23 protein-coding genes and 1 tRNA gene are annotated in these 24,727 nt (G+C 67.5%); 13 read left to right on the top strand and 11 right to left on the bottom strand.

The genetic code is table 11. The features are described 5' to 3' along the window. Positions 1–24 precede the first annotated feature (24 nt). Positions 25–444 carry a bleomycin resistance protein gene (locus tag FHR04_RS04360; protein WP_183944770.1) on the top strand — a complete coding sequence of 140 codons (420 nt, stop codon included), beginning with the start codon at positions 25–27 and terminating at the stop codon, positions 442–444. On the opposite strand, the gene FHR04_RS04355 is transcribed toward FHR04_RS04360, so the two are convergent. Further along, on the bottom strand, positions 434–1,111 hold the full coding sequence (locus FHR04_RS04355; protein ID WP_139401107.1) for an MOSC domain-containing protein: 678 nt from the start codon (positions 1,109–1,111) through the stop codon (positions 434–436). The two genes, FHR04_RS04360 and FHR04_RS04355, sit on opposite strands and share 11 nt — an antisense overlap. A gap of 72 nt (positions 1,112–1,183) precedes the next feature. Between FHR04_RS04355 and FHR04_RS04350 the strand changes: the two genes are divergently transcribed. Then, positions 1,184–2,758, top strand: coding sequence for a phospholipase D-like domain-containing protein (locus FHR04_RS04350; RefSeq protein WP_249038980.1), 1,575 nt, complete (start codon positions 1,184–1,186; stop codon positions 2,756–2,758). 104 nt (positions 2,759–2,862) lie between these two features. On the opposite strand, the gene FHR04_RS04345 is transcribed toward FHR04_RS04350, so the two are convergent. After that, positions 2,863–3,555, bottom strand: coding sequence for a Bax inhibitor-1/YccA family protein (locus FHR04_RS04345; protein ID WP_039684520.1), 693 nt, complete (start codon positions 3,553–3,555; stop codon positions 2,863–2,865). Between the two features lie 126 nt (positions 3,556–3,681). Here FHR04_RS04345 and FHR04_RS04340 point away from each other — a divergent pair, with 126 nt between their 5' ends. From FHR04_RS04340 to FHR04_RS04320, 5 genes are read left to right on the top strand one after another with little or no spacing between them, the layout of a single operon-like run. Next, positions 3,682–3,918 (top strand): indolepyruvate ferredoxin oxidoreductase subunit alpha, encoded by a 237-nt coding sequence (locus FHR04_RS04340; protein WP_039684518.1) that lies wholly within the window; start codon positions 3,682–3,684, stop codon positions 3,916–3,918. 4 nt (positions 3,919–3,922) lie between these two features. Further along, on the top strand, positions 3,923–4,339 hold the full coding sequence (locus FHR04_RS04335) for a DUF4149 domain-containing protein (protein WP_139401105.1): 417 nt from the start codon (positions 3,923–3,925) through the stop codon (positions 4,337–4,339). Then, positions 4,336–4,815, top strand: a complete 480-nt coding sequence (locus FHR04_RS04330; RefSeq protein WP_245616308.1) for a group III truncated hemoglobin — start codon at positions 4,336–4,338, stop codon at positions 4,813–4,815. Before FHR04_RS04335 ends, FHR04_RS04330 begins: the two co-directional genes overlap by 4 nt. Beyond that, the gene (locus FHR04_RS04325; RefSeq protein ID WP_139401104.1) at positions 4,812–5,114 is read left to right on the top strand and encodes a cupin domain-containing protein; all 303 of its coding nucleotides are present in this window, start codon (positions 4,812–4,814) and stop codon (positions 5,112–5,114) included. Before FHR04_RS04330 ends, FHR04_RS04325 begins: the two co-directional genes overlap by 4 nt. Positions 5,115–5,155: 41 nt before the next feature. Beyond that, positions 5,156–5,848, top strand: coding sequence for a Crp/Fnr family transcriptional regulator (locus FHR04_RS04320; RefSeq protein ID WP_139401102.1), 693 nt, complete (start codon positions 5,156–5,158; stop codon positions 5,846–5,848). A 47-nt stretch (positions 5,849–5,895) separates the two neighbouring features. On the opposite strand, the gene FHR04_RS04315 is transcribed toward FHR04_RS04320, so the two are convergent. Next, positions 5,896–6,495 (bottom strand): hypothetical protein, encoded by a 600-nt coding sequence (locus tag FHR04_RS04315; protein WP_139401100.1) that lies wholly within the window; start codon positions 6,493–6,495, stop codon positions 5,896–5,898. A gap of 203 nt (positions 6,496–6,698) precedes the next feature. Here FHR04_RS04315 and FHR04_RS04310 point away from each other — a divergent pair, with 203 nt between their 5' ends. The 3 genes from FHR04_RS04310 (at position 6,699) to FHR04_RS04300 (ending at position 10,630) form a co-directional block, all read left to right on the top strand. Further along, positions 6,699–7,673 carry a polyprenyl synthetase family protein gene (locus FHR04_RS04310; RefSeq protein WP_139401098.1) on the top strand — a complete coding sequence of 325 codons (975 nt, stop codon included), beginning with the start codon at positions 6,699–6,701 and terminating at the stop codon, positions 7,671–7,673. A gap of 298 nt (positions 7,674–7,971) precedes the next feature. Next, entirely contained in the window at positions 7,972–9,216 is a 1,245-nt protein-coding gene (locus tag FHR04_RS04305; RefSeq protein ID WP_139401096.1) for a Glu/Leu/Phe/Val family dehydrogenase, read from the top strand. A gap of 91 nt (positions 9,217–9,307) precedes the next feature. Then, entirely contained in the window at positions 9,308–10,630 is a 1,323-nt protein-coding gene (locus tag FHR04_RS04300) for a Glu/Leu/Phe/Val family dehydrogenase (protein ID WP_039684504.1), read from the top strand. 123 nt (positions 10,631–10,753) lie between these two features. On the opposite strand, the gene treS is transcribed toward FHR04_RS04300, so the two are convergent. Together treS and FHR04_RS04290 are read right to left on the bottom strand one after the other, a co-directional pair. Continuing rightward, complete coding sequence (treS, locus tag FHR04_RS04295; protein WP_039684502.1) at positions 10,754–12,412, bottom strand: maltose alpha-D-glucosyltransferase; 1,659 nt, start codon at positions 12,410–12,412, stop codon at positions 10,754–10,756. A 187-nt stretch (positions 12,413–12,599) separates the two neighbouring features. Next, positions 12,600–12,673: transfer RNA gene (locus tag FHR04_RS04290), tRNA-Gln, on the bottom strand. A gap of 329 nt (positions 12,674–13,002) precedes the next feature. On the opposite strand from FHR04_RS04290, the gene FHR04_RS04285 reads away from it, so the two are divergent. Beyond that, positions 13,003–14,895, top strand: a complete 1,893-nt coding sequence (locus tag FHR04_RS04285; RefSeq protein WP_039684500.1) for a 30S ribosomal protein S1 — start codon at positions 13,003–13,005, stop codon at positions 14,893–14,895. Between the two features lie 176 nt (positions 14,896–15,071). Continuing rightward, on the top strand, positions 15,072–15,680 hold the full coding sequence (locus FHR04_RS04280; RefSeq protein WP_375782563.1) for a TetR/AcrR family transcriptional regulator: 609 nt from the start codon (positions 15,072–15,074) through the stop codon (positions 15,678–15,680). Between the two features lie 27 nt (positions 15,681–15,707). Here FHR04_RS04280 and FHR04_RS04275 read toward each other — a convergent pair whose 3' ends face one another. Next, a complete protein-coding gene (locus FHR04_RS04275; protein ID WP_249038979.1) occupies positions 15,708–16,691 on the bottom strand; it encodes a DMT family transporter in 984 nt (327 codons plus the stop codon). 190 nt (positions 16,692–16,881) lie between these two features. On the opposite strand from FHR04_RS04275, the gene FHR04_RS04270 reads away from it, so the two are divergent. Then, complete coding sequence (locus FHR04_RS04270) at positions 16,882–17,139, top strand: NAD(P)H-dependent oxidoreductase subunit E (protein WP_039684495.1); 258 nt, start codon at positions 16,882–16,884, stop codon at positions 17,137–17,139. 17 nt (positions 17,140–17,156) lie between these two features. On the opposite strand, the gene FHR04_RS04265 is transcribed toward FHR04_RS04270, so the two are convergent. From FHR04_RS04265 to FHR04_RS04245, 5 genes are all read right to left on the bottom strand, one after another. Next, a complete protein-coding gene (locus FHR04_RS04265; protein ID WP_249038978.1) occupies positions 17,157–18,431 on the bottom strand; it encodes a S41 family peptidase in 1,275 nt (424 codons plus the stop codon). Between the two features lie 132 nt (positions 18,432–18,563). Further along, the gene (locus FHR04_RS04260; protein ID WP_170213851.1) at positions 18,564–19,805 is read right to left on the bottom strand and encodes an MFS transporter; all 1,242 of its coding nucleotides are present in this window, start codon (positions 19,803–19,805) and stop codon (positions 18,564–18,566) included. Positions 19,806–20,148: 343 nt separating this feature from the next. Then, positions 20,149–21,141, bottom strand: a complete 993-nt coding sequence (locus tag FHR04_RS04255) for an aldo/keto reductase (RefSeq protein WP_139401094.1) — start codon at positions 21,139–21,141, stop codon at positions 20,149–20,151. Positions 21,142–21,369: 228 nt separating this feature from the next. Then, positions 21,370–23,679, bottom strand: a complete 2,310-nt coding sequence (gene secD, locus FHR04_RS04250; RefSeq protein ID WP_139401091.1) for a protein translocase subunit SecD — start codon at positions 23,677–23,679, stop codon at positions 21,370–21,372. 113 nt (positions 23,680–23,792) lie between these two features. Continuing rightward, positions 23,793–24,155: a hypothetical protein gene (locus FHR04_RS04245; protein ID WP_245616306.1), complete on the bottom strand. Its 363-nt coding sequence runs from the start codon at positions 24,153–24,155 to the stop codon at positions 23,793–23,795. Between the last annotated feature and the right edge of the window lie 572 nt (positions 24,156–24,727).

Genomic DNA, 24,727 nt, shown 5'->3' with positions numbered 1-24,727 from the left:
TGGCGCTTTCATTAGACTGCCCCCATGAGCGATCAAAACGTTTCGCACGTCCCGGTGGAGGAATGGGCGGCGCTGGTGCCAGAGCTGATGGTGAGCGATCTGGCCCGCAGTCTGGACGTCTACACCCGGCTGTTTGGCTTCACCCTCAACTACACCCGCCCCGGTTTCGCCTACCTGAGCCTAGGCCGTCTTCAGTGGATGCTGGAACAGGTCCATGACAAGGCGTGGATGACTGGCCCGCTGACACCGCCCTACGGACGCGGCATCAACTTCCAGATGCAGGTGCCAGACGTGCGGGCGATCTATGACCGCCTGCTGGCCGAGAAGTACCCCATTTTCGTGCCGCTTGGCACCACGGTGTACTTGGAGGGCGAGACCGAACACCGGCAGCGTGAATTTCTGGTGCAGGACCCGGACGGCTACCTGCTGCGCTTCACGGACTGAGCGCCCCACGCGCCTCGGCCAGTCGCCGCTGCACCCTGGCGCGCACGCGCACGGCCAGCGGAAAATTCAGGTACTGCTCCAGCCGTGCCGGATCGGGGGCCGCGTCGTACCACAGCGCAAACAGGTCGCCGATGCTGGGGGCGTTCGCCGAACCAGGGATGAGGCGCACGGCGTCGCCCGGCCCCACCTCACCGCCGCGCAGCACGCGGGTGTAGAAACCGGGGCGGGCCACCGCCACGAACTGCCGGACAAAATCCCGATCGCCGACATGGGCCGCCAGCGTGGCGCAGGGAATGCGCGGCGCGGTGACTTCCAGCCGCACGCCGCCCACCCCCCCGATGTCCAGCACGTCCCCCACGCGCATGTCGGCGGATTCCAGGCCACTGACCAGCAGGTTCTCGCCAAAGCAACCGGGCGGCAGCGCGCGCCCCAGCAGGGCTTCCCAGTGGGCGTAATCCTCGCGGGTGTAGAGGTAGACAGCCTGATCGGGGCCGCCATGATTCCTGGTGTCCACCACGTGGTCCCCGGCCAGACCATTCACGCTGACCAGCACGCGCCCCGGCTGTGGCCGCTTGTCGATGCCGCTGACGTGCGGGCGCGGGCCGATCTGAACGGCGCTGGGCTGGCCGACGTTGACGCTGTGGACCTGACAATCGGGGGCGGTCATGCGGTTCAAGCTATCAGGAGTGTTAAAGGGTGGGTCAGATACTGCCCTGACCCCCCGCCTAAGCTGGAACGAATGGGTATGGGCACACTGCTGTTTCTACGGGTCTTCGGCGCGGTGGCGCTGCTGGGGGTGCTGCTGACGCTGGGCGCGGGCGTCGGGGCCTCTCAACTGGCGCCGAACGCGCCGCCGCTGACCCTGCTGAGCGGTCCGCTGTCGCCCCCCGATCTGGCCGCGCTGGACGGCCTGGGCCGCGCGGAGGCCGGGGGACCGGTGGACCCCGACTGCCCCGAACCGCAGGCTCCGCTGGACCGCGTGCTGTACGACCACCTGCGCGGTCAGGGGGCGGCCCTGAGTTGCGGCAACGCCTTTGTGGGGCTGACCCACTTTCCCAACGACGACTCGGGCCTGAGCGGCCAGGCGCCGGACCCGATGGGCGGCTTTGCCGTGATGGCCCGCCAGATCGAGGGCGCCAAGCACGAGGTTCTGCTGGCGAACATGCTGTGGGACGACGGGGCCACCTCCCCCGGCGTGCTGCTGGCCCACGCCGTCGCCCAGTTGAGGGCGTCGGTGGCCCAGCACCCCGAACGCTACCCGCAGGGCGTGACCGTGCGGCTGATGTTCGGCAACAGCGTGCGCCTGGACGCCCTGCTGGACCCCAGCAGCAGCGTTTACAGCGCCGCGCGGCAGCTGCTGGAGGCCGGGGTGCCGCTCTCGAACGATTCGGTGCCGGGCTTCACGCTGGAACTGGCCAACTACACCTACGCCTACCCCCACAACCACCTCAAGCTGCTGGTGATCGACGGGCAGGAAACGGCGGCGGGGGGGGTCAATATCAGTTTCTTTCACCTGCCGGCCAGCACCCCCGGCGGCCTGGACCTGACCGATCTGCTGCTGACGCTGCGGGGGCCGGTGGCCCGACACACCGTGGCCGCCTTCCGCGATTCGTGGCTGTTGAGCCGCCGGCTGCAGTGCGGGCAGGACGTGAGCGTCGCCGCGCTGCGCCGGGGCTGCGCGCTGGTGGACGCCGCCGAGCCCTACCCGCTGTTTTACACGGCCCCGCCCCGCCCTGCCGGGACTTCGCGGGCCTACGGCCTGTACCGCCGCGCCGGCTACGAGACGCAGGACGCGGCGCTGCCCGCCCTGTTTGCCGCCGCCGGGACCAGCATCGACCTGATGCAGTCGCAAGTCAGCGGGACGATGCAGTGCAGCCTGAGCCTGACCGCGCCGGGAGGCTGTCCCTTTCCGCAGGAGATACTGCCGGTGTGGCAGGCCATCGTCGGGGCGATCCGGGACCGGGGCGTGCGCGTGCGGCTGGTGCTGGACTATGACCCGCTGCTGCAGGTCGAGCCTCTCTCGCTGCTGTCCAGCCTGTGGGCGCAGCTCAGGCCGCTGGGCCTCGAAGACCACCTGCAGGTCCGCTGGTCCGGCACGGCGGGCGGCATGCACACCAAGGCCGCGCTGGTGGACGACGCGATGCTGGCGGTCGGCAGCCTGAACCTGCATTTCTCCTCGTTCGGAAGCCGGGGCTTAAACGAGTACACGCTGGCGACCAGCGATCCCGCCGCCCTGAAAGCGGGCCGGCAGGACTTCGATTTCGAGTGGGCGCGGAGCAAACCCTTCGAACTGCCGTACTGGCTGCGCCCCTGAAGCGCCGCCCCTGGCCCCGCCCCGGCAGGTTCTGGCAGCCGAAGTCCTGCCAGCCAAAAAAAGCACCCTTTCGGATGCTTGAGGTGAAGTTCAGATTCTGAATCTCAGTTCCGGCTGCCGCCGAACAGACGCAGGATGAACAGGAACATGTTGATGAAGTCCAGGTACAGGCGCAGCGCCCCGTTGATGGCGGCGCGTTCGGCCTGCTCGCCGCTGACGCCGCTCAGGGCCATGTTGCGCAGCATCTGGGTGTCGTAGGCGGTCAGGCCCGCGAACAGCAGCACGCCGATGATGCTGATGCCGAAGGTCAGGGCGCTGCTGGCGACGAAAATGTTGACGATCATGGCGACGATCAGCCCGATCAGCGCGAACATGAAAAAACGGCCCATCGCGCTCAGGTCCTTTTTGATCACGTAACCCACCACGCTCATGGCCCCGAAGGTGCCGGCGGTGGTGGCAAAGGCGCTGATCACTGCAGCGGGGCTGTACGCGAACAGCAGGGCGCTGAAAGTCAGGCCGGTCAGCGCGGCGTAGGCGATGAACAGCAGGCCGGCCACCGCACTGCTCAGGCGGTCGGCGAACAGGCTCAGGCCAAAGACCAGACCAAGTTGCACCAGCAGCAGGGGCATGCGGTACTGCATGATCTGGTAGGCAAAGGCCTCGTTCTGGGCGGTGAGAAAGGCGATGCCGGCGGTCAGGGCCAATCCGGCGGCCATCCACGAATACGTGCGGGCCATGAACGTGCGGACAAGTTCTGCCGTTCGGGCCTGCGATTGGGGCATGGGATAGGTCTGCATACGTTCCATGATACGAGACGGCCCTGGCAAAAGTTCCCGCACTTGTTCCCCGATTCTGCCCCGGCTTTCAGAGACCCTTGACCTAGGTCATGGTGCGCGGGCCGCACGGTCTGGCACACTCGGGCCATGACCCATATCATTACCAGCCCCTGTATCGGCACCAAGGATGCCTCGTGCACCGAGGTCTGCCCGGTGGAGTGCATCTACGACGCCGGCGAGATGTACCTGATCCACCCCGACGAGTGCATCGACTGCGGTGCGTGCGTCCCGGCCTGTCCGGTCAGCGCGATCTTCCCGGAAGAGGACGTGCCTGCCGAGGAAACCCCTTTCATCGCCCGCAACTACGAGTTCTTCGGGGTCTAGGGCCATGTCCCTGTTCTCTGGCACCCTGCTGTCGTGGCTGGCGGGCCTCAACATCCTGCTGGTGGGGCTGTGGGTGGGCATGTACCTGTTCACCACCTTCGTGGTCAGTCCGGCCTTCACGGAGCTGTTTCCGGACGCCGAGGTGCGCCGCTCGCACCGCCGACTGGTGGGGCGGCACTACGCTCGCGTGAACGGCCCGCTGACCGCCCTGCTGGGTGGGGTGGCGCTGGTCATGATCGTTATGGGCGGGGTGGCCCCGGTGCTGTGGGCCGAGCTACTGCTGCTGGCGCTGATCGGCGGCACGGTGGCCCTGCACGTCCGGCGGGCCTCGGTGGCGGGTGCCCCCGTCCCCGGCTGGATCACCAACGTGACGCTGGGGGCCAGCGTGCTGCTGTGCGTCGCCGCCGTGGGGGCCGCGTGACCGCCTCGGCCTCCGGCCCGCTGCTGCTCGGCGCGCAGGGCGACACGCTGTTCTCGCGCATCGGCGAGGAACGCCTGCGGGCGCTGCTGTGGGGCTTCTACGCTGAGGTGATGAAGGACGAGCTGCTGGCCCCGGTGTTCAAGCAGCGCGTCGGGCCGTTTCCGGGTGCCGGCTGGCCGGTGCATATCGCCCGACTGGAGGGCTTCTGGCGGGCCGTGACCGGCGGCCCCAGCGCGTACCGCGGCCAACCCGGCCCGGCGCACAGCGACCTGGGCGCGGAGTCCGCACACTTTGACCGCTGGCTGGCGCTGTGGGAAACGGCGCTGGCCCAGCACCTGGATCCGCCCGAGGCGCAGGCCATGCTGGTGATGGCCTCGCGCATGCGGGTGTCGCTGCAACGCTTCGCGCTGGCCGGAGCCTACGCAAAATCAGCCCCCGCAACACCGTCAGAACCTTCAACACAGGGAGCCCCATGACCTCCGAACAGACTCTTGCCCCCACCGCCATCCGCCGTGGCACGCCCCCCCAGGTTCTCGCGGTGACCCCGCACGGCCGCTCACTGCTGTTTACCCTGGAGGCCGGCCAGGGCATTCCGCCGCACCGCCATCCCGGCGCCCACGCGGTGCTGGCCGTTCTGTCGGGTGAGATCGAGGTCACGGCTCAGGCAACGCAGACCGTGGGGGCCGGGGAAGTCGTGACCCATGACGGCAACGAGTCCATCAGCCTGCTGGCCCGCCAGCCGGGCCGGGTGCTGGTCACGCTGCTGGGCGGCTAGGGATTGGGCGGCCCGGCCAGAGGCGTGGCACCATAGGGCGCGTGACTGCTGACCGCGCCCTTGCGCTGCTTCGCCACGCGCCCATCTTTCAGGGGGCGCAGCCTGCCGACCTGCAGCCGCTGGCCGAACTGGGCCATTTTTCCAGCCTGTCGCGCGGGGAGCATCTGTTCCACGCCGGGCAGGCCGTCGAGTCCCTGTACGTCGTCGCGCTGGGCAGCGTGCGGGTCTACCGCCTGTCGCGCGGTGGGCGGCGCGAGCTGACCCTGCATGTCGAGGGGCCGCGTCAGGTGGTGGCGGGGGTCGCGGCCTTTCAGAGCCGCGCCGTGTACCCGGCGCAGGCCCAGGCCCTGCAGACGCCCACCGAGGTGCTGGGCCTGCCGGTGGACGCGGTGCGGCAGGCGGTGTTTCAGACCCCGGCGCTGGCGCAGGCGGTGATCGCGTATTTCGCGCGGCGGCAGGCCGAATTGCTGGGGCGGCTGGACAGTCTGGTGTTCAGCGAACTGGGCGAGCGGCTGGCCGCCTACCTGCTGGAACACGCCGCCGCGCCGCACGCACTGCCCACCAATTCCGAACTGGCCGCGCTGCTGGGCACCGTGCCCGAACTGATCAGCCGCAAGCTGGGTGAGTTCTACCGCCTGGGCCTGATCGTGCTGGAGCGGCGCACCGTGCAGGTCTGCGACGCGGCGGAACTGTCGCGGCTGGCCGGTGGCCGACAGGAAGAGGCGGGGCGCTGAGGTTCTTCCTCAAGGCCCCGCCTCCTGTTTCTGTTGCCCTGAGGCGCTCAGTGCCCGCTCTGGCCCACGCGCTCGCTCTGCATCCGGCCCCCGCCCACGGCGTCGTCGAGCCGGACGGCCCCGTGCTGCCGCATCAGGCTCAGGGCCTCGTCGACGCGCGCGCCGCTGTCGTCGCGGGCGATCACGATGACGTGACCCTGGCCGATGCCCTCGTTGAAGCGCTCGGCCTGCACCGGGGGCACCCCCATGCGGCGCAGCAGCTTGACGTAATCGCCGTGGTCACTGCCGGCCAGCGATCCGAACATGCCCCCCAGGAACAGGCCGCCGATGGCGCCGTACATGATGCCTAGCAGGCCGCCCTCCTGGTAGATGCGGGTGACCGGGAAAGCCAGGATCAGCAGCCAGATGGGCACGGTCAGCACCAGACTGGCCAGCACGCCCCCGATGGCGCCCTTGATCACGCTCGATGATCCGGCCGGCGCCCCGGCTTCCGGGCTGACGCCGGTGGACTGCGCCAGATCGTCCTCGGCCACCGAGTCGGTCAGGGCAAAGCCCAGATGGTCGCGGGCGAAACCACGGGATTTCAGGGCTTCCAGAACCACCTTGGCCTGGCTCGGCTCACGAAAGAGGGCAACGACGCTTTCCATACCTGCATTTTTACCATGTACAGGGGCTTTTGGGGAGGGACAGCCCGGTAAGAAGCCTTTAGGTCCGGATGGGCGGTGCGGTGGGAGACCCGCCAGCTTCCCCGCTATTCTCTTCCTGTCCCCAGTACGCCTGGGCCTGAGTCGCGTCCGGCCTGCGCCTTACGGTACGTTTTGCCCCCCCGCCCCCTTCTATACTGCGGGACATGACCGGCGTGCTGGCCCTGAGCGTTCCCGATGCGGCTTTCGAGGCGCGTCTGCGCGAGGTTTTGCGTTCGCGCGTCGAGTTTATCGAGTTGATCGGCGACGATCTGGTGGCCGCCGGAGGCAAGCGCATCCGCCCGCTGCTGACGCTGCTGTCGGCGCAGTTGTTGGGGGCTTCCGCTGATCGTCCCGGCTGGAACGCCGTGCTTGATCTGGCGGTGTGCGTGGAACTGCTGCACTCGGCCTCGTTGCTGCACGACGACCTGATTGACGACGCCGACACCCGGCGCGGGCAACAGTCGGCCTTCCGGCGCTTTGGCAACGTGGTCAGCGTGATGAGCGGCGACTTCATGCTGGCGCGGCTGCTGACGCTGCTGGCAGAGATGAACGGCGGCCCGGCCCTGACCCGCGCGTTCGGCGAGACGGCGGGCGTGATCTGCGAGGGCGAGGTGCTGCAATTTCAGGTGGCGGCGTATCAGGAATACGACCTGCAGCACTACCTGACCGTGATCCACGGCAAGACGGCGGCCCTGACCGAACTGGCGGCCAGCGCCCCGGCCACCCTGCTGAAGGCGGGCGACGGCGCCCATGAGGCGCTGTGCATCTTCGGGCGCGAATACGGCCTGGCCTTCCAGATGCAAGACGACCTGCTGGACCTGGCCGGCACCGAGGCACAGATCGGCAAGCCGGTGGGCGGTGACCTGCGCGAGGGCAAGGCCACCTACCCGTCCCTGCTGCTGCTGGAGGGGCCGCACGGTCCCGAGGTCCGCCGCATTCTGGAACGCCGCGCCGCCCAGGACGGCGACGTGGGGCGTGTGCGCGAGCTGGCGCTGCGGACCGGAGTCTTTGACCGCACCCGTGAGGAAATCCGCCGCCGCGCCGCGCTGGCCGTCGACGCCCTGCAAAGCTTTCCCGCCTCAGAGGCCCGGCACGCGCTGGAGACTCTGGCCAGGCGTGAGATCGAACGCGCCCGCTAGGCCCCCGTCAGCGTCTGGCCTAGATGGACGGCACACCTGAAGCCGCCTTTCAATTGATAACTTTAGACCACGATTTCAGCTGTTGTCACGGTTGGAATCGGTTCAGCCCCAGTCTTTGTGCGGGCCTCATTTCCTCGGGTTGACGGGTCAGTCGGGTGAGGTTAGAACGGGGAGACAACATTTTTCCCGGCGAACCGTTCACCGACAAATCATGTCTTGGCGGCGCTGTTGTCTATGCGTGTATCCTCCAATGACACACTTCGGCGTTTTTCGGTTTCATCCACAAAGGAGACCCCACATGCGGGCATCAGGACTCAACTGGCAGGGCCTTATGGAACAGCTTCAGCAGGCACTGCCCCACTGCGACGTGACCGACGGGTCGCTGGCGTATTTCAAGTATCCCAAGCGCACCGTCACCATGAACCTGCCGGTGCAGATGGACGACGGCACGGTCAAGGTGTTCAAGGGGTACCGCACCGTTCACAGCACCGCGCGCGGCCCCAGCATGGGCGGCATGCGCCTCAAGGCGGGCCTGAACGCCCACGAGTGCGAGGTGCTGGCCGCGATCATGACCCTCAAAGCGGCGGTGGCCGACCTGCCGCTGGGCGGCGCGAAGGGCGGCGTGGACGTCGATCCCACCACGCTCAGCCCGCACGAGACCGAGGGACTGGTGCGCCGCTACACCTCCGAGATCGTGGAGCTGATCGGGCCGCGCACCGACATCCTGGCCCCCGACGTGGGCAGCGACTCGCAGATGATGGCCTGGATGATGGACACCTACAACCAGAACACCGATACCACCGTCAACGGCGTGGTGGTGGGCAAGCCCCTGCCGCTGGGCGGCAGCTACGCCAGCAAGGACGCGCGGGGCCGCAGCGCCGCCCTGGTGACGTCGCGGGTCCTGAAGGAAGCCGGACGCAGCCTGCAGAGTGCGCCCTGCGCCGTGTACGGCTTCGGCGACGTGGGCCGCAAGGCCGCGCAGACGCTGGCCGCCGAGGGCGCGATGGTGATCGCCGTCAGTGACCAGAACGGCGCGACGTTTGCCAGCGGCGGGCTGGATCTGGACGCCCTGTCGCAGCACCGCGAGCTGTTCGGCACCGTGCAGGGCTTTGCCACCGACATCACCGTGGACGAGCTGCTGGAACTGGACGTGGAGGTGCTGATGCTGGCCTACGACTACGGGGCCATCAACGCCGGCAACGCCCACGCGGTGCGCGCCAACCATCTGGTGGAGGCCACCAACCGCGCCGTGCTGCCCGAGGCCGAGCGCTTTCTCAAGGAGCGCGGCGTGACCGTGCTGCCCGATCTGGTGGCCAGCCTGGGCGGCGCGGTGGTCAACTACCTGGAATGGGTGCAGGACGCCAGCAATTTCTTCTGGACCGAAGAGGAAATCGAGGCCGCCATTGACGAGCGGGTGGACGCCGCCGTGGACACCGTGATGGCGTTCATGCGCGCGCACGATCTGGACCTGCGCACTGCCGCCTACGCCGTGGCCCTCAACCGCCTGCACAACGCCACGGTGATGCGCGGGGTGTACCCATGAGCCGGGCGCGTTCCCGGCACGCCGCGCCTTCCAATCTTTCCCTGTTACACGTCAAGAACCACACGCCTCCCGCCCCCAAAGGAGCCCCCGCATGACCGCCACCCAGGATCCCGATCACGTCAACCAGAAGAAGTACGGCGCGCACGACATTCCCAGCTACCTCGACCCCAACCACATCGGGCCGTACGAGATCTACCTGGAGCAGGTGGAGCGCGTCACGCCGTACCTGGGCAAGCTGGCGTACTGGGTGGAAACGCTCAAGCGGCCCAAGCGCATTCTGGTGGTCGACGTGCCCATCCACCTGGACGACGGCACGGTGGCGCACTTCGAGGGCTACCGCGTGCAGCACAACACCTCGCGCGGCCCGGCCAAGGGCGGCATTCGCTTCCACCAGGACGTGACCCTCAGCGAGGTCATGGCGCTCTCGGCGTGGATGACCATCAAGAACGCCGCCGTCAACCTGCCCTACGGCGGCGGCAAGGGCGGCGTGCGGATTGACCCCCGCAAGTACAGCACCGGGGAACTCGAACGCCTGACCCGCCGCTACGCCACCGAGATCGGGCTGATCATCGGGCCGGAAAAGGACATTCCCGCCCCCGACGTGAACACCAACCCGCAGACGATGGCGTGGATCATGGACACCTACTCCATGAACGTGGGCCGCACCGCCACGGGTGTGGTCACCGGCAAGCCCGTCAGCCTGGGCGGCTCGCTGGGCCGCGCGGACGCCACCGGGCGCGGCGTGTTCGTGACCGGGGCCGAGGCCATGAAGAAGCTGGGCCTGTCAATGGAAGGCGCGCGCATCGCCATTCAGGGCTTCGGCAACGTGGGCGAGGCCGCCGCGCGCATCTTCCACGGGCACGGTGCCAAGATCGTCGCCATTCAGGACGTGACCGGCACCATCCACAGCGACGCGGGCATTGACCCTGCCGCCGCCCTGGAACACCTGCGCCGCACCGGCAAGATCACCGAACTGCCCGGCAGCGAGGAAATCCAGAAGGACGAGTTCTGGAGCGTGGACTGCGACGTCCTGATTCCCGCCGCGCTGGAAAACCAGATCACGCTGGCGAACGCCGACAAGATCCGGGCCAAGCTGATCGTGGAGGGCGCCAACGGCCCCACCAACCCCGCCGCCGACGACCTGCTGTCGGGCAAGGGCATCACCATCGTGCCCGACGTGCTGGCGAACGCCGGGGGCGTCACGGTCAGCTACTTCGAGTGGGTGCAGGATTTCAGCTCGTTCTTCTGGACCGAGGAGGAGATCAACAAACGCCTAGACCGCATTATGTCCGAGGCCTTCCTGAGCCTGTGGGACGTCAAGGAAAAGCACGACGTGACGCTGCGAACCGCCGTCTACATCGTGTCCTGCACGCGGGTGCTCGAAGCGCGCGCCCTGCGTGGCCTGTACCCCTGAACGCCCGGTTCTGACCGAAGGCCCTCTCCGTGCTGGAGGGGGCCTTTTTGATGGTGCGCCGCCGAAGCGCTGGCCCGAGCGGCGAGAGACACGCCCTTCTCCCGCCGCTCTCCCAGAGTTTTCTCAGTTCAGGCGCAACCAGTAGTACTCGTGCCGCCCCATCATCAGCGTGTACGGCCCCTCGGTCACCGGCGGGAAGGGACTGGCGCCAGAGAGGGTCACGGGCGTGCGGCCCACGTACTCGCCCAGGTCCAGGGTGGCGGCCTGAGCGTTGGCGGCAAAGTTGCACACGATCAACAGGACCTCGTTCTCGTGGGTGCGGGTAAAGGCCAGCACCGAGGTGTTGTTGGTCTCCACGAACTTCAGGTCGCCGTGGGCAAAGGCCGGGTGCTGGCGGCGGGCTTCGAGCTGGCGCGAGGTCCACTGCAACAGGCTGCCCGGATCGCGTTCCTGGGCCTGCACGTTGACGCGCTGGTAGCCGTACACCGGATCGCTGATCGGCGGGAAAAAGCAGTCCGAGGGCCACGCGGTGGAAAAGCCGCCGCTGATGCCCGCGTTCCACTGCATCGGGGTACGCACGCCGTTGCGGTCCGCCAGCCCCAGGTCGTCGCCCATGCCGATCTCGTCGCCGTAGTACAGGATCGGGCTGCCCGGCAGGGCCAGCAGGACGCTGTTCAGCAGCTCGATGCGGCGGCGCTCGTTGTTCAGCAGTGGGGCCAGGCGGCGGCGGATGCCTACATTGATCCGCATGCGGGTGTCGGGCGAATAGGCCGCGTACATGAACGCGCGCTCGTCGTCGTCCACCATCTCCAGCGTCAGTTCGTCGTGGTTACGCAGGAAGGTGGCCCACTGTCCGAACGACGGAATCTCGGGCAGGCGGCCCATGATCTCGCGGATGGAAGTGGTGTCCTCCTTCTTGAGGCTCATGTACAGCCGGGGCATCACCGGGAAGTTGAAGCACATGTGGAACTCGGGGTCAGCCTCGGTGCCGAAGTACTCCGCGACGTCCTCGGGCCACTGGTTGGCCTCGGCCAGCAGCAGGCGGCCCGGATACTCGGTGTCCACCATGCGGCGCATCTTCTTGAGAATCTCATGCGTCTCGGGCAGGTTCTCGCAGTTGGTGCCCTCGCGCTCGACCAGATACGGCACCGCGTCCACCCGGAAGCCGTCCAGGCCGGTGTTCAGCCAGAAACGCGCGGCGTCCAGAATCTCCTCGATCACCTTGGGGTTGTCGAAGTTCAGGTCCGGCTGATGCGAGAAGAAGCGGTGCCAGTAGTAGCGCCCGCACACCTCGTCGCGGGTCCAGTTGCTGGTTTCGGTGTCGGTGAAGATGATGCGCGCGCCGGGGTACTCGGTGCCGGTGTCGCTCCAGACGTAGTAGTCGTGGTACTCGTTGGGGCTGCCGTCGGGCAGGGTGGGGCCGCGCCGCGCCGCCTGAAACCAGGGATGCTCGCTGGAGGTGTGGTTAGTCACCAGATCGGCGATCACCCGCAGCCCGCGTGAATGGGCCTCGGCCAGGAAGAACTGGAAGTCCTCGATGGTCCCCAGGTCCGGGTGGATGCCGGTGTAGTCGGCCACGTCGTAGCCGTCGTCGCGCAGCGGACTGGGGTAGAAGGGCAGCAGCCACAGGCAGTCCACGCCCAGGGTGCGCAGGTAATCCAGCTTGCCGGTCAGGCCGGGAAAGTCGCCCTTGCCGTCGCCGTTGCCGTCGGCGAAGGTGCGGACGGACAGCTCGTAGAAGACGGCGCTCTTGTACCACTGAGGCGGGGTGTGCTGAGTCATTGCCCCCAAGTGTAGAGGAAAGGGGCTTTGGAATCGCTGCCAGCGCCAGAGTGTAAAGAGCGGTGAAATGTGAGGCGGATCGTCTGCATAGCCTTTCCGGCCGGGTCCGTGCTGCAGGTCGCCCAGGCCCAGTCCCGAGAACACAAAAAACCCCGCCGGGGCGGGGCCTTTCATTCCAGCTCAGAGGTGGTTGGGGCACAAGGACTCGAACCTTGATCGACAGTGTCAGAGACTGTTGTCCTGCCATTAGACGATGCCCCAGCGGGGAAGGTGCTTTCCCTCAGGGGAAGGCGACAGGAAGTATACCGGGCTGCTCCTGACCCGTCAAGCTGCCGGGCGAGAGCTGCGGTGGACCGCTGCGCCGCCCGCGTGACTTCAGCGTTCCGTCAGAAATGAATGGACTGCGTTCAGAGCGTGCTTGCTGCCCACACTCCGACTCTGGTACACTGAACGATGTTGCCGCGCCGTAGCGACCGTGTCTCCCCCCGCTGAATTAAGCCTCAGCGGAAGCAGGCCGAAGGCCGCACGGCAGCAGTTTACAGAAGCTGGCTGTCAGGCGGAATTCTGCCAGCCCAGGAGGACAGGAGTTCATGGAAGACAACACCCAGACCCCCGCCGTGCAAAGCGGGACTCAGCCCACGACGGGCAACGAGACAGCCACCGAGACCCAGGCCACCGGCACCCAGGCGGAGAACATGACCGCCGCAGCCAGTGACGTGGACACCACCACCCAGGCCCAGTCGGCCCAGGCGCAGACCCCGGCGGCCGAACCTGCCCCCCAGGCCAGCAGCGCCCCTGTTGCCCCTGAGGAGCGCGAATACCCGGCCATGACCATGGAGGACATCCTCGCCAGTGAGGCGCAGGAGCCCCAGAGCGTCACGCGCGGGGACATCGTGGACGGCCAGATCGTGTTCATCGGCCAGGAAGGCATTGCCGTGGACATCGGCGCGAAGGTGGAGGGCATCATTCCCCTCAACCAGCTCGGCGATGAACCGATGACGCTGGAAGAGGCCCAGGGCATGTACAAGCCCGGCGAGCAGATCGAGGCCTACGTGGTGCGCGTGGACCTGTCCAACAGCCAGATCGTGCTGAGCAAGAAGCGGGCCGATCAGGACAAGGGCTGGCGCGTCCTCGAGAAGATGCAGGAGGCCGACGAGGCCTTTGAAGTCGAGGTGCTGGAAAAGGTCCGTGGCGGTCTGGTGGCCCAGGTCGAGGGCATCCGTGCGTTCCTGCCTGCCAGCCAGGTGGACACCCGCCGGGTCAACGAGCTTGATCCCTACGTGGGCAAGCCGCTGATGGTCAAGCTGATCGAGCTGAACCGCAAGCGCAACCGCGTGATCATCAGCCACCGCGCCATCATGGAAGCCCAGAAGGCCAAGGCCCGCGAGGAAACCGTGGGCCAGCTGGAACCCGGCGCGCAGTTCGAGGGCGAAGTCGTCGAGATCACCGATTTCGGCGTGTTCGTCAACCTCGGCGGCATCGACGGGCTGGTGCACCGCAGCGAGCTGACCTATGGCCGCTTCAACCACCCCCGCGACGTGGTTTCGGTGGGCGACAAGGTTCAGGTTCAGGTCATCGACGTGGACGAGGGCCGTGAGCGCATCAACCTGTCCATGAAGTCGCTGACCCAGGATCCCTGGGAAGGGGCGATTGACCGCTACAGCGTCGGCCAGCGCGTCAAGGGCAAGGTCACCAACCTGACCAACTTCGGGGCCTTCGTGGAACTCGAATCCGGTCTGGAAGGGCTGGTCCACGTTTCCGAGATGAGCTGGACCAAGCGCGTGCGTCACCCCAACGAAGTGATGAAGGAAGGCGACGAGGTCGAGGCCGTGATCCTGCGGATCGATCCCAAGGACCGCCGCATCAGCCTGGGCATCCGTCAGACCACCGACGATCCCTGGAGCGCGCTGCCAGACCGTTACCCGCCCGGCACCCCCGTTAAGGGCAAGATCACCGGCATGACCGACTTCGGCGTGTTCATGGAGATCGAGGAAGGCATCGAGGGCCTGATTCACATCAGCGAACTTGATACCGCCCGCGTCAACAACCCGGCGGACCTGTTCAAGAAGGGCGACGAGATTGAAGCCATGATCCTGAACATCGACCCCGTCGAGCAGCGCGCCAGCCTGAGCCGTCGGCGCTTCCTGGGCGGCGGCGCACCTCCTGCCCAGGGCGGCGGCCAGCGCGATTACGTCAGCCAGGGCGGCGGCAGCCGCAGCGACCGTTACGGCGGCGCACCCGGCGGCGGACGTGGCGCGGGTGGACGTGGTGGACGTGGCGGCGGAGCCGACTACAACTACAACGCCAAGGACGCCAGCCAGGGCGGCAAGATCAGCACCAAGCTGGGCGACGTGTACGCCGACCTGTTCGCGCAGTTCGGTCTGGGCGGCGACAAGAAGGACGACGCCGCCAGCACGGAAACGGCCAATGCTGAATCCGCCGATACCAGCACGGACACCAAGACCGACGACACCCAGGCTTAAGCCCTGACAGTCTGAAGTTGAAGTGGGCGAGGCCCGGATGCTTGATGCGTCCGGGCCTCCTTCTTGCGCCTCTATCCGATGCTCTGGGGTTTCGGCGAGCAGTCAGGCGGGCGTATTGACCTTCCGGCCTCGTGCCTCCTGAGCGCAAAGACGGATAGACAGGTATCATGCTGGACGTGACTGTGTCTCTGCCGCCCGCCTCTGCCTCTGCCTCCAGCGCTGGCCCCGACACGACCCGCACCCGCATTGGGCAGGAGGCGGCGCGGCTGTTCGTGGCGAGCGGCTATCACGGCGTGTCCATGCGCGAGGTGGCCGAGGCGGTGGGCGTGACCAAGCCCGCCCTGTACCATCACTTCGCCGACAAGGAGTCCCTGTTCCTGGCGATGCTGGACGGCGCGCTGGCGGGGCTGGCGCGGCTGATCGAACACGCCTCGGCCCAGAGCGGGCTGGCGGCGCAGCTGGAGACGCTGGTGGGCGAACTGGCCGACAGCGCCCCCGAGCAGCGTGTGGGCCTGCAGCTGGCCTCCGAGTTGCGGCACGTCTCGCCGGAACGCCGCACGGCCTTCGAGAACGAATACCGCCGGGTCTGGATGGGCGGCCTGAGCGCCCTGTTCGAGGGAGCCGCGGCACGCGGGGAACTGCGCGCGGACCTGCCGCCGCCGATGCTGACGCGGGCGTTCCTGGCGCTGATCTACCCGCTGGTCACCGGTACGCCACCCGCCGATCCGCAGGGCACGGCGCGGGCGCTGTTGTCGGTGTATCTGGACGGTGCCAGACCGCGCTGATCCCGGCTCAGGTTTTGCCTCCCCGCCTCATTGCACAGGCGGGGAGCCTTCGTTGGCTTCCTGAAGTCTGCGTCCCGGATGCAGTGGCCCACTGGTTCGGCCCCGTTCCGGCCAGTTCGCCACTGTCGCGCCGATCAGGATGACGGCGGCCATGCCCCACACGCTGGCGGGCAGCCGCTCGCGCAGCAGCGCGGCGCTCAGGGCCAGGGCAATCACCGGGGCCAGCGCCTGCCACACGCTGGTGCGGGCCGCGCCCAGCACCTGCGCGCCTCCGGCCCAGGCCAGGTAGGCGACGACATTGGCCCCCAGGGCGCTAAAGCCCAGCCCCAGCCAGGCAAACACTGGAAGCCCGGCCCCTGCCGCACCCCCGAACTGAAGGTGCGGCAGGGCGTACAGCAGGTACGGCACGCTGCCCAGCACCAGGCTGAAGGCGACGAAGGGCAGCGTGCCCAGCCGCGCCGACAACGGCCGGTTGAACAGCGTGTACAGCGCCCAGACCACCCCGGCGGCCAGCAGCCACAGCAGCCCGCCGGGCGTGACCGACATGCCCGGCACGCGGGTCAGCGCCAGCAGGCCCAGCAATCCGGCGAAAGCAGTCGCCACGCCCAGCCCCTGTTGGCGGGTGAAGCGCTGGCCCAGCACCAGGCCCAGCGGCAGCACCAGCACCGGCACCAGCCCGTTGACCAGCCCCGCCACCCCGGCCGGATTCAGAGTGATCCCGGTCAGGAAGAAGGCCTGGAACAGCGTGTTGCCCAGCAGGCCCACCCCGGCCACCGTCAGCCACGTCCGGACATCCCAGCGCGGCCAGCCGTGGGCGCGGACGGCCAGGGCCACCAGCACCGTCCCGGCGATCAGCACCCGCACGGTGTTGGTGGTCTCGGCGTTCAGGACGCCCAGCACCGCTTTCAGGGCCACCACGTTCGCGCCCCACAGAAAAACGGTCAGCAGCACACCCGCCAGGGCCAGCCGCTCGGCAGCAGGCGTGGGGGCAGGTGGGGCGGCAACAGTCACAAACCTGAGCATACGCCCCAGCGCCCCTGGGAATTCGGCTCATGCATGCTGGCCCGGTTCATGCCGGCCTCCCGCCGTCGTTTCTGATCCCCTTGCTTCATCACCGCTTGATCAGAAGCCTGACCATCGCTTCAGCCGCTAGCATGTCCCGGCAGGATTGTCCCTCAAGCCCCGAACAAGGAGTCCACCCATGCCCGTCACCCGCCTGGAAATCTGCACCGAACACCTGTCTGTCGATCAGCGCGAGGCCCTGCTGGAGGCTGTGTGGGACCGCCTGCGCATCAGCCCCGGCATGGTCACGGCGGACGGCGACGTGGAACTGGTCCTGACGCAGTGCGGCGCGGGTGTCAGCGCCGAGGACGCGCCGCTGGTGCGGGTGGGCGGCCAGGACTTCCGCAACGTGACGCCGCAGACGTTGGTGTCGTTGCTGCGCCGCTGGTCAAGCTAGATTTCAGTTTTACGGTTTTACCGTGCAGCCCGTGCCGCCAGCGCCTGCAAGGCGGCCTCCAGCGTCACGTCGCGCCCCTGCTCGGTCAGGGCCGCGATGTCGCCGGGGGCCAGCACGTCGGGCGTGATGCGGTCGGGCAGCGGCTCGCCGGCCTCGTTGAAGGCGCGCAGAATCGTCACGGACACCACGCCGCCGTCGGGCAGCGAATCAAAGACCACACCGCTGTTGCCCACGCCGCGCGTCTTTTCGCCCACCGCGATGGCCCCAGCCCGCTGAGCGTAGTAGGTGAACACTTCGGCGCACGAGGCGGTATCCGGCCCCACCAGCACGGCGGCCGGTCCCCGCCAGACCGCGCTGCCGGGTGGCACGGTCTTCAGGTTCAGGAAGTGGCCCCGCGTGCCGTTCACACCGGTGTAGCTGTAGGTGGACAGCCGGCCGTTGTAGCGGGTCTGGGAGCGGTACTCCACCGGAGCAAAGACGCTGGCGGCGGCCACGCATTCGGTCAGGCTGCCGCCACCGTTGTAGCGCAGGTCCACGACCAGCTCGCGCGCCCCCGCCGCCTGCGCCTCGTTCAGGCGGTCTAGAAACAGTTGCGAGGCGTCGCTGGGCAGAAAGGTGGGATAGGTGATGACAGCCACCTTTCCGTCCATCCCCGCCCACGACAGGGTGGGCACGTCGCGCGCCAGCAGAGGCTGGGTGCGGAGGGTCACGGTCAGCTCGGGGCGGGCGGGCCGCCGGACGGTGACCCGGATAGGCTGGGCCGCCCGCTCCAGCCGGATGAACTCGTTGGGACCCACCGGCGCGTTCTCGCCGCCGCGTTTGCCCGCGGCCTGCCCGTTCACGGTGGTCACCAGATCGAAGACACGCAGCCCATCGGCCTCGGCGGGGCTGCCAGGAATGATCGACACCACCAGCAGGCCGCCCTCGGCGCGGGCCAGCCGCGCCCCGGTGCGCTGGACGGCCAGGTCCTGCGTGACCTCGCGCAGCCGCTCGGCCCCTTCCGGGTCACGGACGTTGGTGTGGGCGTCGCCGAATTCCTTGAACAGGTTGGTCAGGACCTCGCGGCCTGTGGCGTAGGAACACGCCTCTCCCTGGTCCGAACACCTGACGCGCAGCAGGGCGTCGTACTTCTCGCTCAGCGCCTTTAGATCTGCCGTGGACCAGCCATAGTATTCACGCGCGACCTGTTCGGTGGCCGAGCGGAACAGGTCGCTGGCCGGACTGGCCCCTGCCACAGGCAGGGCGAGCAGCAGGGCCGGAAGCAGCGCGCGGAGGCAGCGGGAAGTGGACACGCCCCAGCGTAAGCCCCCGCAGGTGGCGGGCGCGAGGGGCACGCTTTCATTCTGGGCGGCGTGGCGTGCGCCGGAGGAGCCAACGGACCCAGGAGATGTTCAATCTCACGGCGTCCTCTCCGCTCTTCGCGCTCAGGCGTCGCGCCGCAGCTTGCCGCACTGCCACCACGCCCCGGCGCACAGCAGCAGGCTGATGGCGAACACCGGCAGGTAGCCGAAGCGGTCTGCGATCAGCCCGCCCAGCACCGGGGTGAACAGGGCCGCGCCCACCAGCGTGTTCAGCGTGCCGATGTAACGGCTGCGGGCGTTGGGCGGCGCGATGTTCAGCAGGTGGTTGGTGTGCCCCAGGTTGAAGCCCTGCGCGGCCACGCTGGTCAGCAGGAACACCCCCAGGTACGCCCATTTGCCCAGCCCCAGCACGCCCACCACCGCCGCGTACAGCGGGGCCAGTCCGTAGAAGACCGAGGCGTAGCGGATGATCCGGCGTGAACCCTTGCGCTCGGCCACCCGCTGCCACACGATGTTCGACAGCGGCGCGGCCCCGGTCAGCGCCATCACGAAGGCCCCCAGGATGGCCGGGGGAAAATCCAGCACGCGCAGGGCGTACACCGCGAAAAAGGGATCGCTCATGCTGGCCCCCGCCAGCAGCAGGCGCACGCTCAGAAAGGCGCGGAAGTGCGGGTCTCGCAGCGTTTCGGGAATGGCGCGGAACTCGGCGCGGTAGCCCTGGGCCTCCTGTGGGGGGTCCGGCGGCTCGTCCACCCGGCCAAAAATCCAGTACCCGTAGGTGTAGGCCGCCGCGCCCAGCCCGAAGATCAGGGCGTAGTTGAGGGGAAACTGCAGGTCCGACCCCAGAATCCAGCGCACCAGCAGGCCCGCCCCGAAGGCCAGCAGCCCGCCGTACAGGTTGCGCGTTCCGAAAAAGCGGGGGCGGCGCTCGCTGCTGACAATCTTGCTGACCACTTCCAGAAAGGGCAGCCCGGCCACGCCGGATGCCAGCGAGTTGATCAGCATCGCCAGCACGAACAGCGTCAGGCACAGGGCCGGCTGATCGGCCAGGAACGCGGCGATCAGCGCCATCGCCAGGTACGTCAGCGTGCGGACCGTGGCCGCCGAGCGGTAGACCGGCAGCTTGTGCGGCAGGCTGCGGACCCGTGCGGCCACCAGCAGTTGCGGCAGCATCCAGCCGCCCCCGGCAATGGCGGGCAGCAATCCGATCACCCAGTTGGGTGCCCCCAGTCGGGAGGCGAAGCCGGAGACCACCACGGTGACATTCAGGAACCCGTCGCCGATGAAGACACCCCAGCCGTTGAGAATGCCCAGTCGCTCGTTGCGGTCCCAACTGTCCTGTCCTTTTATGGCCCCTCTGCTCACGCGGGCATTATCCGCGCTTCACGGGGGCAAGGTTCGGCATGGAAGGACGTGCCGCCTGATTCCCTAATACGGACTCCGATTGAAAAGTGTTGAAAACACCTGGAAATCCGAGCGAGACTCGCAGAGCTGCGCTAGCAGAGGAAGAGCGTCCTCTCTTCGAGCTGTCCCAGTCATGGGCGTCTGTCCATGACGACAGCGAGAATGAGGAAAATATCCCTCCGGAAGTGGAGTGTGGACATCGGCGCTGTCCCGACTTCTGTCGCGTTACAAACGGAATCCGTATGGCAAGGCAGCGAGAAGGACCGACGCTTCTATCCCTTTACGGCAGGTCCGGGTGGTGCGGTTACTCCGCCGCCTCGTACCAGTTGCGGTCCCAGCGGTGGGCGTACAGGCGGGCCACGTCGTCGGCGGGCAGGCCCTGGCCGTCGGCGATGGCGACGTTGCGCTCCACGTTCCGCACGCTGCGCATCCCCACGATCACGGTGCTGACGGCGCGGTGGCTCAGGACGAAGCGCAGCGAGGTCTCGGCCAGCTGCGAACTGTTGATGCCCAGATCGGCCTCGATGGCCCGCAGGCGCGGCTGCAACTCGGCCTTGCGGTTGCCGCCGAAGTAGCGGTTGCGCCAGTCCCCTTCCGGGAACTCAGTGCCAGCCGTGATGTTCCCGGTCAGGCTGCCCTCGTCCAGTGCCACGCGCACGATTACGCCCACCCCGTTGGCAAGGCAGGCGTCCAGCAGGCGGTCTTGCGGCGACTGGTCAAAGACGTTGTAGATCACCTGCACCGTTTCCACCACCCCCGCCTCTACCGCTTTCACGGCATTGTCCGGCTGATGGTCGTTGATGCTGATGCCGAAGTGGCCGATCTTGCCGTCGCGCTTGAGCTGCGTCACCGCGTCATGCCAGTCGCCCTGGCCCAGCCACGAGTCGTTCCAGACATGAAACTGCTGCACGTCGATCCGGGGCAGCCCCAGACGCTCCAGACTGGCCTCGGTCATGGCGATGACGTGTTCGGCAGGGAAGACCTCGTCCACCGGAACGCCGGGGCGTGCGGGCCACTCGCCGTTCTTGGGGCTGATCTTGGTAGCGACCACCGTGCCGGGGTAGTCGCGGGCGGCCTGCCCCACCAGCCGTTCACTGTGGCCGTCGCCGTAGCCCATTGCGGTGTCGATGAAGTTGCCGCCCAGTTCCAGATAGCGGCGCAGCGCCTGCAGGCTCTCGTCGTCCTGTGCGCCCTTCCACATGTCCGCGCCGATGCCCCAAGCCCCGTAGCCGATCTCGCTGACGCCCAGGCCGGTGGCCCCCAGATTCCTCATGTGGATGGTTGGTTGCGTGGTCATGAAATCAGGGTAGACCCGCAGGCGGCCAGAACGGGCCTGTCTTCAGGTCTGCTCAAGCGTCCCGCGGAGGTGGTGAGGAGCGCGGCTGTGCCTGACGACAGCCGAACTGCCGTCAGGTACAAAAAAGAAAAGCACCGCCTGAAACCCAGTCGGGTCAGGCGGTGCTGGCTGAACGTGAGTGCCTCGAAGCTCTTCTGGCACGCTGCGGTCAGCGAGACACGAGAACGTTCAGGCCTTGGCGGGCTTGCCGCCGCTCTGGCGTTTCTTGTTCCATTCCTCGACGTACACCACCAGCGGCGCAACGATGTAGATGCTGCTGTAGGTGCCGATCACGATGCCCAGCAGCAGCGCCAGGCTGAAGTCGCGCAGCACCGGGCCGCCGAAGATCAGCAGGCTGACCAGCGGCAGCATGGTGGACACCGAGGTCATGATGGTGCGCGACAGCGTCTGGTTGATGCTGGTGTTCACGATCTCGCGGAAGCTGTGGCCGCGCATTTCCTTGATGTTCTCGCGGATGCGGTCCGAGACGATGATCGAGTCGTTCAGCGAGTAGCCGATCAGGGTCAGCAGCGCCGCCACGCTGGCGATGCCGAACTCCAGGCCCAGCAGCGAGTACATGCCCATCACGATGGCCACGTCGTGCAGCACGGCGATGATGCTGCCCATGCCCATGATGAAATCGAAGCGGAAGCCCACGTACACCAGAATCAGACCCAGGCCCAGCAGGACGGCATAGATGGTCTTCTGGGTCAGCTCCTTGCCGACGGTGGGGCCGACCGTTTCGGTGGCCTGGACCTCGCCGCCGGGCAGCTTGCTCAGGGCCGCGCCCAGCGTATCGGCCTCGGCGGCGGTCAGTTCCGGCACCTTGACGTTGTACTGCACGCCGTTCTGGGTGGGGTTGACGTCGCGCTGGATGGCCGCACTCTGCTCGTTGACCTTCTCGATGCCTGCGCCTGCCGCTGCCGTCCGCACCTGCTCGGTGTTGGTGCTGGCGTCGGTGCGCAGGGTCAGGGTGGTGCCGGACGTGAAGTCCACGCCGTAGTTCAGGCCCTTGGTGGCCAAGACGCTGCCGCCGATGACGGCCAGCAGGAGGCTGGCGCTGGTGATGAACGGCGCGGCTTTAATAAAGTCGATGTGGGTGTTCTTGACCCACTGGCGCGCGTTCATGTTGGGGTGGCGCTGGGCGATCCACTCGATGAACCATTTGGCGAAGACCAGGTTGGAGAACGTCGCGGCGATCACGCCGATCATCAGCGTCACGGCGAAGCCCTTGACCGGCCCGGTGGAGTAGTTGTACAGCGCGGCGGCGGCCAGCAGGTGCGAGGCGTTCACGTCCAGAATGGCGGCGGTGGAGTGGCGGTACCCGGCCTCGATGGAATTCCGGATGCCCTTGCCCCGGTACAGCTCCTCCTTGATGCGCTCGAACGAGATCACGTTGCCGTCCACGGCGGCGCCGATGGTCAGCACCAGCCCCGCGATGCCCGGCAGCGTCAGCGTGGCCCCGAAGCCGGCCAGCATGCCCAGAATCAGGATGCTGGAGAACAGCAGGCCCAGCGCGCCCACCAGCCCGAACCACAGGCCGTAGTACGCGAACAGCATCACGAAGACCAGCGCGATGCCCACCAGCGCGGCAATTGCGCCGCTGCGAATGGCATCGGCCCCCAGCGTCGGCCCGATGGCCCGCTCGGCTTCGGTCTTGATCTTGATCGGCAGCGCCCCGGATTTGAGCACCAGCGCGAGCTGATTGGCTTCCTCGGGCGTGAACGAGCCGCTGATCTGGATGTCGCGGAACAGCCGCTGGTTGATGGTGGCGACGCTCTGAATCTGGTCGTCCAGAACCACGGCCATCAGTTTGCCCACGTTCTTGCCCGTGAAGTCGCCGAAGGTCTGCGCGCCCTTGTCGGTGGTGGTGAAGTTGACCACCCACTGCCCGGTCTGCGAGTTGGTGCCGGAGGTGGCACTCTCCACCACTTCCCCGGTGGCCTGGATCGGCCCCAGTTGCGCCAGCGTGTAGCCCCCGGAACCGGGCTTCTCGGCGCGGACCGTCGGGTCAGGCTGCGCGCCGTCGTTGACAATCCGGAACTCCAGCTTGGCCGTCTGCTGAATGATCTCGCGGGCACGCTGCTGGATGGCGGGCGTAGCGCCGGGGATCTCCACCACCACGCGCTTGCCTCCGGCCACCGTCACGGTGGGCTCGGCCACGCCCAGCGCGTTGACGCGGTTCTCGATCACGGTCTTGACACGGTCCAGCTCATCCTTGGTGGCCGTGCCGGACTCGGGGGCCAGTTCGATCCGCAGGCCGCCCTTGAGGTCCAGCCCCAGCGTGATGAACTGGAAGTCGTCGTTCCAGATGCCCGCCAGATTCTTGGGGTGTTCCCAGGGACGCCAGATGTAGGCGAGGCTGGCGATCAGCGTGATCAGGAGCAGCAGGGGAATCCAGGGGCTGCGCTTGCTGGAACTGGGTGGGGCGTTGCGCCTGGGCGGCGGACGGCGGTCATTGCCCCCGGTGTTTTTATTGCGGTTGTTGCCGTAGGTCACGGTGGAACTCCTGTCGGGTGGGCACGTGCGGAACACGTCCCTCACCCCGGCCCTCCTTCACGGAAAGAGGGAGAAAATATCAAATTGGGCGGCTGCTGGCGGACGTTCGGGGCCTAGCCGCCGTCCGTCTGTCGCCGCCCCAGGACGGTCAGGTCGCTCAGGGGCGCGGGCTGCTGCCAGGTCCAGTGGGTGACCGGACGCCCCGTCTGCTGGCGCACCAGCCGCAGGGACTCGGCCGGGGGCGGGGGTGTCAGGACCGGCACGCTCGGCCCCGGCTGCGGCATGGCCCGCACTTCGGGCAGGGCGGGGGCCACGTTGCTGGCGCTCAGGCGCTGGCCCATCTCCGGCGGGCGCACCGGCGCTCCCACCACCACCGCCAGTACCGACAGCAGCGTCAGCACGCCGGGCCAGGCGCGCAGCCTTGCAAGCCAGGGCCGCGTCAGCCAGGAGGGAGCGGGGGTGGGGGAGGGGCGCAAAACACCACAGCATACCAAGCGTGGGCTGACGGGGGCATGACGGCCCGCACCTTCCGCTCTGCCCCCGCCGATGATTTGCGCTGGCGTCATCCCAACGACCTTTGGGGCACTGGCCCCCTTGTGATGGCCGGCCGCCTCGCAAGGGATGGAAATCCGCCAGGATGCCTTATGCCAGCCTGTTCCCTCAGCCAGATGACCGTTGGGGACGTGACGCGAATCGGAACAGTCAGAAGTGAGGCCGCCGCGCCTCTGCACGGCCGGCTCGACTTTCGGGCTAGTACGGACTCCGATTGAAAGGTGTTGGAAACACCTGGAAATCCAGCGGAGGATAGTTGGCTGGAACTATGCCCGACAGGGGACGCCCTGCGGCTGTGATAGCCAGTCCCGCACCTTCCAGACGTGATCGGTCAGCCCGATCGTCATGGCCGGTGTGCGCTGGAGATATAGCTGACGTCCCTTCGGGACGTCGAGCTGCCTCCGCAGACCCCGTTGAACTCGGCACCAGTTGTAGATCCCCTGCACCAGATGAGCCAGGCTCACCCGGTGAATCCTCAGCCTCGCGAATGCGAGGC

This window comes from Deinococcus radiopugnans ATCC 19172 (genome assembly GCF_006335125.1).
GTDB classification, from domain to species: domain Bacteria; phylum Deinococcota; class Deinococci; order Deinococcales; family Deinococcaceae; genus Deinococcus; species Deinococcus radiopugnans.
This window is presented reverse-complemented; position numbering and strand designations above follow the sequence as displayed.

Bases quoted from the DNA above. Each gene is read 5' to 3' on its own strand.
- FHR04_RS04335 (WP_139401105.1), top strand. From the start codon at position 3,923: ATGTCCCTGTTCTCTGGCACCCTGCTGTCGTGGCTGGCGGGCCTCAAC.
- FHR04_RS04360 (WP_183944770.1), top strand. From the start codon at position 25: ATGAGCGATCAAAACGTTTCGCACGTCCCGGTGGAGGAATGGGCGGCG.
- FHR04_RS04270 (WP_039684495.1), top strand. From the start codon at position 16,882: ATGCCCGTCACCCGCCTGGAAATCTGCACCGAACACCTGTCTGTCGAT.
- FHR04_RS04315 (WP_139401100.1), bottom strand. From the start codon at position 6,495: ATGGAAAGCGTCGTTGCCCTCTTTCGTGAGCCGAGCCAGGCCAAGGTG.
- FHR04_RS04255 (WP_139401094.1), bottom strand. From the start codon at position 21,141: ATGACCACGCAACCAACCATCCACATGAGGAATCTGGGGGCCACCGGC.
- treS (WP_039684502.1), bottom strand. From the start codon at position 12,412: ATGACTCAGCACACCCCGCCTCAGTGGTACAAGAGCGCCGTCTTCTAC.
- FHR04_RS04340 (WP_039684518.1), top strand. From the start codon at position 3,682: ATGACCCATATCATTACCAGCCCCTGTATCGGCACCAAGGATGCCTCG.
- FHR04_RS04310 (WP_139401098.1), top strand. From the start codon at position 6,699: ATGACCGGCGTGCTGGCCCTGAGCGTTCCCGATGCGGCTTTCGAGGCG.
- FHR04_RS04350 (WP_249038980.1), top strand. From the start codon at position 1,184: ATGGGTATGGGCACACTGCTGTTTCTACGGGTCTTCGGCGCGGTGGCG.
- FHR04_RS04300 (WP_039684504.1), top strand. From the start codon at position 9,308: ATGACCGCCACCCAGGATCCCGATCACGTCAACCAGAAGAAGTACGGC.
- FHR04_RS04355 (WP_139401107.1), bottom strand. From the start codon at position 1,111: ATGACCGCCCCCGATTGTCAGGTCCACAGCGTCAACGTCGGCCAGCCC.
- FHR04_RS04305 (WP_139401096.1), top strand. From the start codon at position 7,972: ATGCGGGCATCAGGACTCAACTGGCAGGGCCTTATGGAACAGCTTCAG.
- FHR04_RS04345 (WP_039684520.1), bottom strand. From the start codon at position 3,555: ATGCAGACCTATCCCATGCCCCAATCGCAGGCCCGAACGGCAGAACTT.
- FHR04_RS04325 (WP_139401104.1), top strand. From the start codon at position 4,812: ATGACCTCCGAACAGACTCTTGCCCCCACCGCCATCCGCCGTGGCACG.
- FHR04_RS04285 (WP_039684500.1), top strand. From the start codon at position 13,003: ATGGAAGACAACACCCAGACCCCCGCCGTGCAAAGCGGGACTCAGCCC.